This window comes from Janthinobacterium amylolyticum, from assembly GCF_051380655.1.
GTDB lineage: Bacteria > Pseudomonadota > Gammaproteobacteria > Burkholderiales > Burkholderiaceae_D > Janthinobacterium.
In genome coordinates, this window is record NZ_JBNYXL010000013.1 from 151,033 (window position 1) to 165,919 (window position 14,887).

General features: G+C 64.3%; 10 protein-coding genes. 1 reads left to right on the top strand and 9 read right to left on the bottom strand.

The genetic code is table 11. The features are described from left to right. Positions 1–31: 31 nt before the first annotated feature. The 4 genes from ACQ4WR_RS24975 to ACQ4WR_RS24990 form a co-directional block, all read right to left on the bottom strand. Positions 32–1,462, bottom strand: a complete 1,431-nt coding sequence (locus ACQ4WR_RS24975; protein ID WP_102297352.1) for an amino acid permease — start codon at positions 1,460–1,462, stop codon at positions 32–34. A 129-nt stretch (positions 1,463–1,591) separates the two neighbouring features. Next, positions 1,592–2,050 carry a RidA family protein gene (locus ACQ4WR_RS24980; protein ID WP_102297355.1) on the bottom strand — a complete coding sequence of 153 codons (459 nt, stop codon included), beginning with the start codon at positions 2,048–2,050 and terminating at the stop codon, positions 1,592–1,594. A gap of 219 nt (positions 2,051–2,269) precedes the next feature. Then, positions 2,270–3,889 (bottom strand): ABC-F family ATP-binding cassette domain-containing protein, encoded by a 1,620-nt coding sequence (locus tag ACQ4WR_RS24985; protein WP_436490587.1) that lies wholly within the window; start codon positions 3,887–3,889, stop codon positions 2,270–2,272. Positions 3,890–4,048: 159 nt separating this feature from the next. After that, entirely contained in the window at positions 4,049–5,161 is a 1,113-nt protein-coding gene (locus tag ACQ4WR_RS24990) for an NADH:flavin oxidoreductase/NADH oxidase (RefSeq protein WP_102297360.1), read from the bottom strand. 163 nt (positions 5,162–5,324) lie between these two features. Between ACQ4WR_RS24990 and ACQ4WR_RS24995 the strand changes: the two genes are divergently transcribed. Beyond that, a complete protein-coding gene (locus tag ACQ4WR_RS24995; RefSeq protein WP_436490589.1) occupies positions 5,325–5,891 on the top strand; it encodes a glycine zipper 2TM domain-containing protein in 567 nt (188 codons plus the stop codon). 6 nt (positions 5,892–5,897) lie between these two features. On the opposite strand, the gene ACQ4WR_RS25000 is transcribed toward ACQ4WR_RS24995, so the two are convergent. The 5 genes from ACQ4WR_RS25000 to astB all read right to left on the bottom strand — a co-directional run bounded on the left by ACQ4WR_RS25000 (position 5,898) and on the right by astB (position 14,865). Beyond that, complete coding sequence (locus ACQ4WR_RS25000; RefSeq protein WP_102293200.1) at positions 5,898–6,407, bottom strand: DUF1993 domain-containing protein; 510 nt, start codon at positions 6,405–6,407, stop codon at positions 5,898–5,900. 99 nt (positions 6,408–6,506) lie between these two features. Beyond that, positions 6,507–7,487 (bottom strand): DUF2167 domain-containing protein, encoded by a 981-nt coding sequence (locus ACQ4WR_RS25005; protein WP_436490591.1) that lies wholly within the window; start codon positions 7,485–7,487, stop codon positions 6,507–6,509. A gap of 150 nt (positions 7,488–7,637) precedes the next feature. After that, positions 7,638–8,663 (bottom strand): succinylglutamate desuccinylase, encoded by a 1,026-nt coding sequence (locus ACQ4WR_RS25010; protein WP_436490593.1) that lies wholly within the window; start codon positions 8,661–8,663, stop codon positions 7,638–7,640. Next, complete coding sequence (locus ACQ4WR_RS25015; protein ID WP_436490595.1) at positions 8,663–13,375, bottom strand: NAD-glutamate dehydrogenase domain-containing protein; 4,713 nt, start codon at positions 13,373–13,375, stop codon at positions 8,663–8,665. Before ACQ4WR_RS25015 ends, ACQ4WR_RS25010 begins: the two co-directional genes overlap by 1 nt. Positions 13,376–13,524: 149 nt before the next feature. Continuing rightward, positions 13,525–14,865: an N-succinylarginine dihydrolase gene (gene astB / locus ACQ4WR_RS25020; protein WP_436490597.1), complete on the bottom strand. Its 1,341-nt coding sequence runs from the start codon at positions 14,863–14,865 to the stop codon at positions 13,525–13,527. Positions 14,866–14,887 lie beyond the last annotated feature (22 nt).

Genomic DNA, 14,887 nt, shown 5'->3' on the forward strand with positions numbered 1-14,887 from the left:
GCGCGCTGTGGATCAGTTCAGATCAAGGGCATTATTTCTTGCCGCGTGGGGCATCGGCCGGTGGCCAGCCCGCTTCGTAGCCTTGCGGCACGTCGTCGCGGCGCTCTTTCGGCGCCAGGCCCAGCACGTAATACAGCACCGTCAGCAGGATCAGCCAGGCCGGCCCCACCATCAGGGCGATGCGCGTATCGGGGAAATACGCCATCAGGCCGATCACCAGCGCCAGGAAGGCCAGCGAAATCCAGGAACCATACGGCGCGAACGGCATGCGGAAGGCCAGGTTCTTGATTTCCAGCGGCGTCAAGGTCTTGCGGAACTGGATCTGCGTGACCAGGATCACGCCCCAGGTCCAGACGGCGCCGAAGGTGGAGATCGACGTGACCCAGATAAACACTTTTTCCGGCACCAGGTAGTTCAGCAGCACGCCCAGCAGCAAGGCAAACACCGACACCAGGATGGCGCGGCGCGGCACGCCGCTGGCCGTGGTTTCCGCAAATGCCTTCGGCGCCTGGCCTTGCAGCGCCAGGTTGTACAGCATGCGGCCCGTGCTGAAGATGCCGCCATTGCACGACGACAAGGCCGCCGTCAGCACGACAAAGTTGATGATGCCGGCCGCCGTCTTGATGCCCAGGCGTTCGAAGGTCATGACGAACGGACTGCCGGTGGTGCCGATTTCATTCCATGGATAGATCGACAGGATGACGAACAGTGCGCCGACATAGAAAATCAGGATGCGCCAGAACACGGAATTGATGGCGTCCGGAATCGACTTCTTCGGGTTCGCCGCTTCGCCTGCCGTCAGGCCGATCATTTCCACGCCCAGGTAGGCAAACATCACCATCTGCAGTGACATCAGCACGCCCTGCGCGCCATTCGGGAAGAAGCCGCCATGCGTCCACAGGTTCGAAATGCCGATGGCCACGCCGTCGTTGCCGAAACCGAAGATGATCATGCCGGCGCCGCCGATGATCATCAGGATGATGGTGACGACCTTGATCAGGGCAAACCAGAACTCGAACTCGCCGTAGGCTTTCACGGCCAGCAGGTTGATGGCGCCCATGGAGCCGAGGGCAGCGAGGGCCCAGATCCAGCGCGGCGTGTCGGGGAACCAGATACCCATGTAGATGGCGACGGCGGTAATTTCCGCCACGCAGGTGACCAGCCACAGGAACCAGTAATTCCAGCCCGTCAGATAGCCTTGCAATGGGCCCAGGTAATCCTGGGCATAGCGGCTGAAGGAGCCGGCGACAGGATTGTGCACGGCCATTTCACCCAGCGCGCGCATGATCATGAAGATCACCGCGCCACCGATAATATACGACAGCATGATGCCGGGACCGGCCATCTTGATCGCGTTGCCCGAACCCAGAAAGAGGCCGACGCCAATCGCGGCGCCCAGCGCCATCAGGCGGATCTGCCGCTCGCCCAGGCCGCGGTGCAAGCCTTGTTCACTCGTTTTCATTACGTGTCTCCGTTTTTTCTTGAATACAGCTCTCCCTCCACCCCAATGGCGGTTCCGCTCTTGCTGGAAAGGAGGAAAGGGCTGGCCGGCGGATGTGCGCCGGCATGCTCATGTGGTCAGGCTACTGCGTCAGGCCAGTTCGGCGATCAGTTCGATCTCGACGCAAGCGCCCAGCGGGATCTGCGCCACGCCGAAAGCGGAGCGCGCGTGCTTGCCGCTGTCGCCGAAGACTTCAACGAACAGTTCCGATGCACCGTTGGTGACCAGGTGCTGTTCCGTGAATGTGGAGGTGGAATTGACCAGGCTCATGACCTTGACGATGCGCTTGACCTTGTTCAAGTCGCCGCCGCACGCGTCTTGCAGGGTGGCGATCAGCTCGATGGCGATGCCGCGCGCGGCCACTTTGCCTTCTTCCGTGGTGACGTCCTTGCCCAGCTGGCCAACCCAGACCTTGCCATCCTTCTTGGCCAGGTGGCCGGACAGGAAGACGGTGTTGCCCGTGCGGGCGTGCATGACGTAAGCGGCAGCGGGCGCGGCAACGACTGGCAATTCGATGTTGAGGGCCTTGAGTTTTTCGTAAAACGACATGCTATTTCTCCAAGAAAACAATATAAACGAAACCGAAATTCATCAGCAGCAGGGCAAGGAAAACGTCGCCTCGGCTGCGCGGTCATGGACCGCCAACAGTGCCAGATTAAACGTCATCATATTGGTGAACCAGCAGTTTTAGTTCACAAATAGGCCCGGTTATTCAGTGGATTATACCGACAATCAAACAAAATTCAGCATCGATTCATGAAGCATGCTCTACAGGCATGAAGCGTGACTTTTTTCACTTGATTGTCTCTTATGCAATGTCAAGCCCTCTGGGTCAAGGTTTATCGCCTGCAAAAACGCCTGATCGTGCGATACCACAAGTAGCGCGCCCGCGTATTGCCCCAGCATCTGCTCCAGCGCCTGCAGGCTGGCCAGGTCCAGGTGATTGTCGGGCTCGTCCAGCAGCAGCAATTGCGGCGGTGCCTGCGCGTACAGCTCGGCTGCCAGCGCCACCTTCATGCGCTCGCCGCCGCTAAGCAAGCGGCTGGGCACGGTGGCGCGCGCACCGGCAATGCCCAGCAGCGCCAGCCGCGTGCGCAGCTCGCCTTCCGGCAAGACGCTGTTGCGTGCCTGCAAGCGTTGCACGGCGCTCAGCTCGCCTTCGCGCGTCCCCGCGTGCTGGTCCAGCCACGCCACCGTGGCATGGCAGCGCACATCGCCACTCGCCGCCGCCAGCTGGCCGGCGATCACGCGCAGCAGGGTCGACTTGCCGCTGCCATTGTCACCCGTCACGGGCAGGCGGCGCGGGCCGCTCAAGATCAGGTTTACTGGCTGCGCCTGGCCATACGGCAAGACCAGGTCACGCAATTCCAGGATCAGCTTGCCATTCGGCACGGCACTGTCGGGCGCCAGCAGCAGGCGTTCCACCTCGGGCGCGCAGCGGGCGCTGGCCTCGCTCACCTTTTGCTGGCGCGCCTGCTGCGCCTCTTGCGCGCGCAGGCGCAGCTTGCCCTGGCTATCCTGGCTGCTCTCCTTGCGGGCATCGAGCAAGAGCTTGCTTTGATTGCCTTCGCGTCCATCACGTTCGCCGCGCGCCACGCGCTTTTGCTGGCGCTCCATCTGCTGCTGCGCCTCGCGCTGTCCGCGTCTGGCACCCGCCTTTTCCGCCTGCAGGGCCGCCGCGAATCCGGCCTGTTCCAGCGCGCGCTGCTGCGCGTACGCGGCATAGTTGCCGCCATAGCTGCGCAAGCCCTGTGACGACAGTTCAACGATGTCATCGACGTGTTGCAGCAAGCCACGATCATGGCTGACCAGCAGCAAGCCGCCCGGCCAGCGCGCCATCTGCGCCACCAGGCGTGCACGCTGCTGCGCATCGAGATGGTTGCTCGGTTCATCGAGCACCAGCCAGTCCGCCTGCGACAGCCAGGCACCCTGCAGGGCGATGCGCTGACGCTCGCCTCCGCTCAGGCTGGCCGTTGGCGTGCCGGCATCCACGTGGCGCAAATCAATGGCGTCGAGCGCCTGGCGCAAACGGGCATGGGCATCCCAGCGCTCACCCACCAGCGCATAATCGGCGTCATCGATGCTGCCTGCCGCGATGCGCTCCAGCGCGGCCAGCAAGGGCGCCATGCCGGCGAGCGCGGCCACGCTGGGATAGCGCTCGGGTTCCAGTTCCTGCGCCACATAATGCAGGCTGCCATCGCGGCGTACGGCGCCGCTCGACGGCATGAGCTGGCCCGCCAGCAGGCGCGCCAGTACGCTCTTGCCCGCGCCGTTATCGCCGACGATGCCGATACGCCGTGGGGCAAAACTAAATTGCAAATCGGAAAACAGGGCGCGGCCATCGGGCAGCACAAAGGAAAGACGGTCGAGTTGTAGTAATGCGGGCATGGATACTCCTTGTACGTGCAGACAGGGCTGGCGAACCCGCGCGGCGCAACGTGGCGCTGGCGGGAAGGGCGAGGCCGTGCACAGCACGGCAGTATCAATGGCGCATGTCGAAGCGTCCTGGAGAAATGGGAAAGAAGCGTCAGTGTAGCAGAACCGGCCTCAGCGCTGTCCCAGTGCCGTGTCGCCGAACAAATTCTTGTATTCGCGCGGCTGCGAGCGCCAGTACTGTGGCGGCGCCTGCACTTGCGCGCCCAGCTCGGCCGCCGCATGCCATGGCCAGCGCGGATCGAACAGGATGGCGCGCGCCAGCGCCACCATGTCGGACTGGCCGTCAGCGATGATGCTTTCCGCCTGCCGCGCTTGCGTGATCAGACCGACGCTGATGGTGGGCAAGCCGCTGTCACGCTTGATGCGCTCGGCAAACGCCACCTGGTAGCCGGGACCCACGGGAATCTGCTGCTGCGGCGAGATTCCGCCGCTGGAAACATGGATGAAGTCGGCGCCCAGCTGCTTGAGTTCCTGCGCGAAGCGCACGCTTTGCTCGATTTCCCAGCCACCCTCGACCCAGTCGGTGGCGGAAATGCGCACGCCCACGGCCACGCTGGCGGGCACGGCGGCGCGCACGGCTTCAACCACTTCGAGCGGAAAGCGCATGCGGTTTTCCAGGCTGCCGCCATACGCATCCGTGCGCTGGTTGGCCAGCGGCGACAGGAACTGGTGCAGCAAATAGCCATGCGCCGCGTGCAGTTCGATGCCGTCGATACCGAGCGCATGCACGCGCTGGGCGGCCGCGACAAAGGCACCCTTCACTTGCAGCAAACCCATCTCGTCAAGGGCGATCGGCACGGTTTCACCGGGTGCATGGGCGATGGCGGACGGCGCCACCGTTTGCCAGCCGCCCTCGGCCAGGTGCACGCAGGAACCACCTTCCCATGGCGCGCGGCTCGACGCCTTGCGTCCCGCGTGGCCCAGCTGCACCACCAGCGGAATCGGCGCGTGGCGGCGGATCGCCTGCACCACCTTGGACAGCGCAGCTTGATTCGCATCCGACCACAGGCCCAGGTCCGCGGCCGAGATGCGTCCCTCGGGCGAAACGGCCGTCGCTTCCGTCATCAGCAAGCCGGCGCCGGACAGGGCCAGGTGCCCCAGGTGGATCATGTGCCAGTCGGTGGCGTTGCCGTTGTCTGCCGAGTACTGGCACATGGGGGCGATGGCGATGCGGTTGGCCACCTGCAGGGGCCCCAGTGCATACGGCGTGAATAACTGGCTCATGGCGGACTTTCGGAAAAGGGAAGCACCGATTCTACTGTGCTTTGCAAAGCGCGGCTTACACCTGCTTACGTTTGATACAGCGCATGGCCTAGCCTTGGACAAGCGCGGCCGCTACTCTGGACACATCAACAACAGCGCAACACTTTGCCCCCCAGGAGAACACATGAACACGACGACTACCGCCAGCCGCATCCACCCCTTGATGGCCGGCGCCGCCATTTCCGTCACCGTCCTGTGCCTGGTGGGCGCGGCATCGATCGCCGGCATCCTGCCCAATTCGCGGGCGAACGTGCCCGCTGCAGCGGCCGTACCTGCCGACGTGGCGGCCCTGACGCCAGCGAACGCAGCGGCCCTGGCGGCGCCTGTCGCCGCGCCGCTGGCTGCACCTGTCATTGCACAGGCCGCGCCAGCACCGGCACCGGCCCCCGTCGTGCACAAGCGCGTCGTGCGCCACACGCAAGTGGCGCAAGCGCGCCCTGCCTACAACGACAACAATGATGGCTACCGCGAGACGGCCTACCGCGAACCCGTGCGCCAGCAGCCAGTACCTGCGCCGGCACCGGCACAGCCCAACTACGTGGGCATCGGCGCGGGTGCCGTCATCGGCGGCTTGATCGGCAATCAGGTGGGCGGCGGCCGCGGCAAGGCGCTGGCGACCGTGGCAGGCGTCATCGGCGGCGGCATGCTGGGCAATGCGGTGCAGAACCAGGTGCAGCAGCCACAACGCTAATCAATCTCAGTCGTACGGTCCCAGATAGTCAAGCTTGCCCACGGCCACGCCATTGTTTCTCAGGATGGCGTGGACCATGGAAACGTGAAAATAGAAATTCGGCAAGGCAAAGCTGAGCAGGTAGTTATCGCCCGAGAATTTCGTCCCCTCGTCGGTCCAGTTCAACACCACTTCCTTCTGCGCGCTGCCCGCCATCTGCCCTGCGCTGACGCCGTCGATGTAAGCGATGGTGTTGGCGATGCGTTCCTGCAATTGCTCGAACGACGCTTCGTTATCCTCGAACTTCGGCGCCGGCACGCCGCTCAGGCGCTCGACCGACATCTTCGAGGTATCGCTGGCGCGCTGTACCTGCGCCGCCAGGTCCAGCATGTCGGGCGCCAGTTGCGCGCCCAGCAAAATCTCGGGCACGATGCCATCTTCCTCGACGTGGGCCTGGGCTTTTTCCAGCAGGGCCGAGACGACCCGCAAGCCGCGGATGAAGACGGGAATGGTTGCCTGATACATGGACACGGACATGACGGACTCCTGATAGTGAACGATGAGCCAGTGTACCCGAGGCGCTGTTTTCCGGCGGCGCGCCCGTGTGCGTCAGCGCACCTTGCGGCCCAGTTGCGCTTACTTGTCCAGGTTGACCTTGCCGTCTGGTAAATGCGCTGGCTGCTCAACGGACTGCTGCGGCGGTATCGGCGCCGGCTGGTCCTTGCGCTTGCCAGTGAAAAACTTGACGATGGCGGCGCCGCCGCCCACCACGGCCAGGATCAGCACTTTCTTGAAGGCCAGCAGCAGCGCCAGCAGTTTGCCAAACAGGCCCAGCTTGCTGGCCACGCCGCCCGCCACCAGCGCCGCCAGGCCATACTCGGCCACCTTGTCCGTCTTGCTGTCGAAATCCGTGTAGCGGTTACCCTCGGTAAATTCCGTAAACGCCGTCACCTGCTGCATTTCTTTCTTGATCGCCTCGATCTGCTCCATGCCGGCAATCGCATTCAGGTTCAGCACGCCTTCACGGCCCAGCACCCGCACGTTGTAGTTGAGGGAATGCGCGCCGCCATCGACCATCAAGTCCTTGGCCCAGTACAGCTTGTGCGTATCCTTGGCATAACTGGGTTTTTCCGCCCAGCCCATCAAATGGATGCCGGGATAGCCCTGCTTCTTGCGCTCCGCATTGTTTTCCAGCACGGACGCCTGCATATCCTTGAGCAATTCGTCGTACTGGATGCTGTCCGCCTCGTCATCCTTGATATGCCCTTCCTTTTCGTAGGTGACGATAACGCCCCAGCTGTCACGCTCAAGCACGCTGGTCCTGGCGGGCACGATCATGCCCAAGGTCTGGAAGCCGGGCGGATTGCCCCAGGCATCGACCAGCACGCGCTCGGCGTCGGCGGGCGCCAGGTAGCGGAAATTGTCCGGCAAATCCAGGGTGGCGATACTGCCGGGCAAGGTGATCTTGCCGCGCTGGAAATGCAACTGCGCCAGGAATTGCTCGGCTGTCATCGTCGATCCGGCAGAAGTGTCCCCGGCCTTGTCCCCGGCATGGGCGGCAGACAGCAGGCTGGAAAGGGTCAGGCACAGCACGGCGGCCAACAGGCGTTTCAACATGATCGGTCCAGAAATTGTTAAAGGGCAAATATTCTAAACCAAATGATTGCCTAATGCATAATTATTTCCGTACAGAATTTTTTACATGAAAAAGCGCCAGGCGGGTTTCCCCGGCTGGCGCCATGCAATGCCATAGCAAACAACACACGTTCAGGACACGCGCACCACCATCAGCCCCGCGCGCAAGCCCACGCGCACGTCCGGATTCGGGAACACCACCAGCTCTTCCGCGTGCCGCACCGTGTAGACGTGGTCACCATCGCTGGCGATCACCGCATGCTGCGGCAAGGACGTGAAATTCTGCGTGCTACGGTCGAAGGCCATGCGGAATTCATCGCTGTGCTTGATGATTTCCTGCGCCACCTTGAACACGTGCGGTTGCGCCTTGACGGGCTGCGCCGGCAGCCCGCGCAGCAGGCCGTCCAGCGCCCGCGACACCTCGTCGAACAGGGACAAATCGTTCTGCCCCAGGGTGGCCACGCGGCCCAGCTCCACCGTGCTGGCGGCCGCGCCGCAATGCTCGGCCGAATAGTAGCTGTAGGTGCCGGCCGATTGCGGGTTCATGATGATGGCGCCGATGGCGGCCTGGCCCAGCCAGGCTATCAGCTGCGCCTTGGCCGCATCGGCCACCAGGTCCGGCACGATGGCAAACGTGGGATACACGGAAGGCCGGATGGCCGTGTGCAAATCCAGGTGCCAGCGCTCGGGACCGGCCGCCGCAAAGAACGCCTTGGTCGCCGCGATCATTTCATCGGCGCGCGCGCTTTCCGCCGCTTGCGCCAGGCTGCCCCGCACGGGGCGGAACATGCGATTCAGGTCGGCGTCGATAAAGCGCTTGCCGGCGCGGATCGCATCGACATTGCCCACGCAAACGAGCAGGTCGACGGCCAGGGCCGACGCATCGCGCGACAGGGCGTCGAGCAGATGTGCCAGCACTTCGATCGGTCCTGTCTCGTCGCCATGCACGCCCACCGAAACGACCACGCTGGCGCGGCCGTCTCCCGGTTTGAGCACTTGCAGCATGCCGGGCGCCGGCAAGGCCACCGTGAATCCGGCCTTGGCGAACAGCTGCGCCACGGCGCTGAAATCAGCCTGCGCCAGCGCCTGCACGGCCGGCGGCAAGCCGCCAGCGCCCTGCACTACCGGTGTTACTACCTGTGGAGCTTCTTGCGTCATTACACCGCCGCTTCCGCCGTGGGTTTGGCCGTGATTTTATTCACGGCTTCCGACAAGGTCCACACGTCCAGCATGGCTTGCTCCAGTTCCGTCGCCGCCACGTAGGCCGACAGGCCCAGCGCGCCCGTCACCGCATCGACCGCCTGGCCGGCATTGCCTTGCCCGGCGCGCGCCAGCACTTGCGTCAGCAGGCGCTGTTGCGTGCGGCGCAGGGCTTGCTGCGCGTAGTTGCGCAACTGTTCCTGCGACTTGCCTTGCGCGGCCAGCTTCAGGCCACGTTCCAGCGTATCGATGCCCGCCTGGCTGCGCAGGGCCAGGCCCACTTGCAGGAAGGAGGCCAGGTCCATCGCTGCAGGACGCGGCACGGACAGGGCCGGGAACAGGAAGCCGGCAACGACTTCCAGCGCGTCGACCGCGTCCCATGCCTGCACGAAGGCCGGACTCAGGCCAGGCACCAGCGCCGCTTCCGACTTGATGCCGACGGCTTTCAGCAGTTCGCGCTTCGATTCCGCGCCAAACAGGCCAGTCAGCTCGGCCAGGCCGGCGCCGCGCAACTGCTCGGCCGGCACGGACAGCACGCCGGCGATCATCGTCTGCTGCAGCACGCGCGTTTGCGCATCGACCTTGATCGATACGTCGCGCGGAATCGTCAAGGCATCCGCATCGAGCGCGTCGAACACGGGCGCCAGGTTCAAGGCCACCCATGCCTGGCCCCAGGCCAGGATCACCGCCGACTCGTCCACGCCGTGTTCCGCCGCCAGGTCGCGAATCATCAATGGACCGCAGCGGTTGATCACTTCATTGGCCAGCACGGTCGCCAGGATGGCGTTGGCCAGCGGGTGGTCGAGCGCCGAACGCGTTTCCACCAGCAGGGACGGGAAGTACGGTTTGAGCACCGGCTCGGCCCAGGTTTCATCGATCAAAGGCAAAGCGGAGAGGATGCGCTTGAAGCGGTTCTTCACGTTGGCGATCACCACCGCCAGTTCCGGCGTGGTCAGCCCACGACCGTCGCTCTTCCTGCGTGCCAGTTCGGCCACCGTCGGCAATTGCTCCAGTTCGCGCGACAGGGCGCCCTCTTCTTCCAGGCTGGCGATCAGCGCGGCATAGCCATCCTGCACGGCGCTTTCGCTTTGCGCCTGCAATTCGCGCACCAGCAAATGCGTCTGCTGCGTGTTGTCGCGCAAGACCAGGCGCTCGACGTCGTCCGTCATCGCATACAGCTCGCGGTTGCGTTCTTCTTCCGTCAGCTTGCCGGCGTTGACTTCCACGTCCAGCCAGATTTTCACGTTGACTTCATGGTCCGAGCAATCCACACCGGCCGAGTTGTCGATCGCATCGGTGAAGATGCGCCCGCCCGCCAGCGCGAACTCGATGCGGCCCGCCTGCGTCGCACCCAGGTTGCCACCTTCGGACACGACCTTCACGCGCAGCTCATTGCCATTCACGCGGATATGGTCGTTCGCGCGGTCCTTCACTTGCGCGTGCGTTTCGGTGGAAGCCTTGATGTAGGTACCGATGCCGCCGTTGTAGAACAGGTCGACAGGCGACTTCAGGATGCGGTGCATCAGTTCTTCCGGTGGCAGCGCAGTTTCTGCGATATCGAGCGCGGCGCGGATCTGCGGCGACAGCTCGATTGAGCGCGCGGAGCGCGGATACACGCCGCCGCCCGCCGAAATCAAGTCCTTGTTGTAGTCATCCCACGAGGAACGCGGCAAGGCGAACAGGCGCGCGCGTTCTTCGAACGAGACGGCGACGTCCGGTGTCGGGTCGAGGAAGATGTGGCGGTGGTCGAATGCGGCCACCAGTTTCAGCTGGCGCGACAGCAGTACGCCGTTGCCGAACACGTCGCCCGACATGTCGCCCACGCCGACCATGGTGATCGGGGTGGTATTGAGGTCGTGGTCCATTTCATAGAAGTGGCGCTTCACGGCTTCGAACGCGCCCTTGGCGGTGATGCCCAGCTTCTTGTGGTCGTAACCATTCGAGCCGCCCGAGGCGAACGCGTCACCGAGCCAGAAACCGCGCTGCACGGCGATGCCGTTGGCGATGTCCGAGAACGTGGCCGTGCCCTTGTCGGCAGCCACCACCAGGTAAGGATCGGCATCGTCGAAGCACACGGTGTCAACCGGCGGGACGATATTGCCCAGCGAACGATTGTCCGTCACTTCCAGCAGGCTGGAGATGAACAGGCGGTAGACGGCTTCGCCTTCGGCCGCGATGGTTTCACGCACGGCGTCCTTCGGCATCATCTTGCAGACAAAACCGCCCTTCGCGCCGGCCGGCACGATGACGGCGTTCTTGACCATCTGCGCCTTGACGAGGCCCAGCACTTCGGTGCGGTAGTCTTCCATGCGGTCCGACCAGCGCAAGCCGCCACGGGCGACGGGGCCGCCGCGCAGGTGCACGCCTTCGAAGCGGCGCGAGAAGACGAAAATCTCGCGGTAAGGACGCGGTTCCGGCACCAGCGCCAGGCTGCTGGTGTCGAACTTGAAGATGATCTTGTCGCCTTGTTGATTGTTCTGGAAGTAGCTGGTGCGCAGGGTGGCGGCCATCAGGTCGGCCAGCGCGCCGAGGATTTCCTCGGTGTCCGCGTGGTTCACGGAAGGCAGGCCAGCCTTGATGGCGGCGATGCTTTCCAGGGCGGCGGCGTGCTGCGCGTCGGACAGCGACGGGTCGAAGCGCTGCAGGAATGCCTCGACCAGGGCCTTGACCTGGGCCGGCTGCTTGCGCAGGCTTTCGGCAATGTAGCGCACCGAGAAGCGGCTGCCCGTCTGGCGCCAGTAGCTGGTGTAGGCGCGCACCAGTTGCACTTCGCGCGTCGACAGGCCGCCTTCGATGACCAGGCCATTCAGGCGGCCGTCTTCGGCCGTGTCGTTGAACAGCGCGGCAAACAGTTCCTGCGCCACGGCGACGATTTCCGGCTGCGCGAGTTTCGCCGCGCTGGCGGCATCGACCGTCAGGCTGGTGACGAAATAGCGCGTGCCTTCGGCGGGCGAAATCGAGTATGCCTGTTCGCGGTCGATGGCCACGCCCGCATTGTGCAGGGCCGGCAGGATGGTCGACAGCGGCGGCACCTTGTTGGCCGAGTACAGGCGGATCGTCGTGACGGCGCCCGTCTCGATGCGCACGGCAACGTGCGCGGGATCGGTATTGCGCAAGATGGTGTCGAGGTCGCGGAAGGCGACTGCCGGCGCGGTGGCGGCCACATAATCGAGCGGCAAGGTAGCGCAGAGTTTACGCAGGCTGGTGCGCAGGGCCACGTCGGGCACGGCGTCGGCCACGGCGGCAAAGCCGTTATGCCAGCCATCGAGCACGCCAAGCAGCGGCTGTTCGATATCCGTTTCCAGGTCCAGCGGGTAGCGCGCGGCGTGGGCGATCAGGTAGACGCGCGCCAGGGGGCCGTCGGCCACCAGGGTTTGCGTGCTGACGTGGGTGGCGCCGGAACTCGCTTGCAGGGCTTTCGCCAGGCTCGATGCGACGCTGGCGCTATAGCGCTCGCGCGGCAGGTAGACCAGCACGTTCAGATGGCGCGCATACACGTCGCGGCGCGCGAAGACCTTGGTGCGCGGCTGCTTGTACAGCGAGACGACGGCGCCGCACACTTGCGCCAGCCAGTCGAGATCCGCTTCCAGCGCTTCGGTGCGCGGCAGCGATTCGAGGATTTCGCGGAATTTCTCTGCGCGGAAGCCTTGCTGGCGCACGCCGGCCAGGCTCAGTACCTTGGCCACGCGGCCGCGCGCAAAGGGCAGCGCTGCCAGCGGGGTGGAATTGCCGGCACGGGTGAACAAGCCGACGAAGCAATGCTCGCCCAGGATCGCGCCTTGCGCGTCCGTGTCGCGCACGCCGATGAAGTCAAGCTGCTGGTCGCGGTGCAAGGTGCCGGCGACGTCGGCCTTGACGATGGACAGCGCCGATTCGCGCTTGGCCAGGGTGTCGAAGTCGCCCGGGATATTCGCCAGACAGGTGCCATAGACCGGGTGCGCCGTATCCTGCAGCACGCCGACGCGGCTAGGAATGTCGCGTTCCAGTTCGCGCACGCCCGGCTTGACGCGGTAATACGCATAGCCAAACACTTCAAAGCCGCCGCTGCGGGCCCATTCAAGGAAGGCGGCGACTTCCGCGCCCTCTTCACCATGCTGGGCGGCAGCCGTCGCCACGGCGGCCAGGCGTTCGCTCATGGCGGCGCTGTCGCGGCGCACCACAAAGGCGTCGCGCGCCACCATGTCGATGGCGGCGACCAGCGCGGCCAGGGTGTCGGGCGCCAGCTCTTCATCGAGCAGCACCAGCACATACGATTCAAGCGGATCGCCAGCCTGGCGTACCGCTTCCACACTGCCGTCGACGGCACGGCGCACTGGCAGCACGGTATTCATCACGCCGCGCGCGACCAGGTGCTGGCGGCGCATGGCCATGACGATGGAATCGACCAGGTAAGGCATGTCTTCGTTCAGGATCAGCAAGGCGCTCGCCATGCCGCCACGGCCATCCGCATAGCGCAGGCTGGCGATCTGGCAGCCGTTGCCGGTGCGCTTGGCCGCTTGCGTAAAGCCCTCCACCAGCACAGGCGCCAGGCTATCGGGAGCGATATCTGCCAGGTCTTCGGCGTCGAGCGAATCGAGCCAGGCTTGCACCAGTTCGACGACAGGCGCTGCCGCCTTGCCCTTGATCAGCTCCAGCGTTTGTGTACGCAAATCTTGTGGCGTTTGATTCATCTTGCATCTCCATTACGGTAATGTGAATGTCCAACGCTGTCGTTCGGGCTTGTGGCTGGGCGGCAGCGGTGTCAAGAGACGGGGGTCACCCGTCCAATTCTGTGCTACGGAAGGTCAGTCTCGGATTTTTTTCTGTGTTTTTCTGTGGCCTACAAGTCGTACAATCCAGGTAAGTTGAGGATGATCGTCAATTCTTCAAGCGCCGCGTGCACTTCCAGCGCCAGCTGCGGGTCTGCCAGGTCGCTCGGCTCCAGATGGTCGCGGTAGTGCTTCTCGACCCAGGCCACCAGGCGCTGGTACAGCGCTTCCGTCATGATCACGCCCTGGTGCATGGCGAGCGCTTCGCTTTGCGTCAGGGCCACGCGCAAACGCAGGCAGGCAGGCCCGCCGCCATTGCGCATGCTCTGGCGCAGATCAAAATGTATCAGCTCATCGACCGGGCCGCCGCTGGCCACCAGGCCTTCCAGGTAACGCGACACGGCGCGGTTTTCCTGGCATTCCTGTGGAATCACCAGCGCCATCCTGCCGTCTTCCCTGGTCAGCAACTGGCTGTTGAACAGATAGCTGCTGACGGCGTCCGCGATCGGCACCTGGCCCGTGTCCACGCGCAGCGCGTGCAACTCGGCGCCCGTGGCGGCGACGGCGCGGTGCAGCTGCGACAGGCTGGCCTCTTCGTCGGCAAACGCCTGCTCGTGATAGAACAGCACATTGCCGTTGCCGACGGCGATGACGTCGTTATGGAACACGCCCTGGTCTATCACATCCGGGTTCTGCTGCACGTACACCGTGCGCTTGGCATCCAGGCCATGCAGGCGCGCCACGGCTTGCGACGCTTCCAGGGTCTGGCGTGCCGGGTAGCGCTTCGGACTCGGTGCCGACGGATCGAACTCCACGCGACCATACACGAACAATTCAACCGACGGCGCGCCGTGGCTGGCGCCCAGGCGCGTGTGGTTGGCCGCGCCTTCGTCGCCAAAGGCAGGCGTCGACGGCAGCGCGTCGTGCACGGCAAAGTGCTGCTCGTCCTTGAAAATGGCGCGCAGGCTGCGCGCCGACTGCGCGTGCTCGAAGGCGCGGTGCAGCTTGTTATTCAGGTTGGCGGCCGTGAAATGCACGCGGCCATCCTGCGTGTCGGCCGACGGGCTGACCGTGGCGGCGTTCGCCGTCCACATGGGAGAGGCGGAATACGCGCAGGCCAGGATCACCGGCGACTCCTTGTAGGCGCGCGCCAGCACTTCGGCATCCGTGCCCGTGAAACCGATGGAGCGCAGCAGGCGGAAATTCGGCCGGTCCTGCGGCGGCAGCAAGGCTTGCGCAAAACCGCGCGCGGCCAGGGCGCGCATCTTGGCCAGGCCCTGCAAGGCGGCCTGTTTCGGATTCGAGGCGCTTTTCACATTGCTGAACGAGGCCACGTTGCCGAACGATAGTCCCGCATAGTTATGCGATGGGCCAACCAGGCCGTCAAAGTTGTATTCGCGCGTGCTGTGCATGGGGATTCCTTGATAAACCTTG

Bases quoted from the DNA above. Each gene is read 5' to 3' on its own strand.
- astB (WP_436490597.1), bottom strand. From the start codon at position 14,865: ATGCACAGCACGCGCGAATACAACTTTGACGGCCTGGTTGGCCCATCG.
- ACQ4WR_RS24995 (WP_436490589.1), top strand. From the start codon at position 5,325: ATGAACACGACGACTACCGCCAGCCGCATCCACCCCTTGATGGCCGGC.
- ACQ4WR_RS24990 (WP_102297360.1), bottom strand. From the start codon at position 5,161: ATGAGCCAGTTATTCACGCCGTATGCACTGGGGCCCCTGCAGGTGGCC.
- ACQ4WR_RS25010 (WP_436490593.1), bottom strand. From the start codon at position 8,663: ATGACGCAAGAAGCTCCACAGGTAGTAACACCGGTAGTGCAGGGCGCT.
- ACQ4WR_RS24975 (WP_102297352.1), bottom strand. From the start codon at position 1,462: ATGAAAACGAGTGAACAAGGCTTGCACCGCGGCCTGGGCGAGCGGCAG.
- ACQ4WR_RS25015 (WP_436490595.1), bottom strand. From the start codon at position 13,375: ATGAATCAAACGCCACAAGATTTGCGTACACAAACGCTGGAGCTGATC.
- ACQ4WR_RS25005 (WP_436490591.1), bottom strand. From the start codon at position 7,487: ATGTTGAAACGCCTGTTGGCCGCCGTGCTGTGCCTGACCCTTTCCAGC.
- ACQ4WR_RS24980 (WP_102297355.1), bottom strand. From the start codon at position 2,050: ATGTCGTTTTACGAAAAACTCAAGGCCCTCAACATCGAATTGCCAGTC.
- ACQ4WR_RS24985 (WP_436490587.1), bottom strand. From the start codon at position 3,889: ATGCCCGCATTACTACAACTCGACCGTCTTTCCTTTGTGCTGCCCGAT.
- ACQ4WR_RS25000 (WP_102293200.1), bottom strand. From the start codon at position 6,407: ATGTCCGTGTCCATGTATCAGGCAACCATTCCCGTCTTCATCCGCGGC.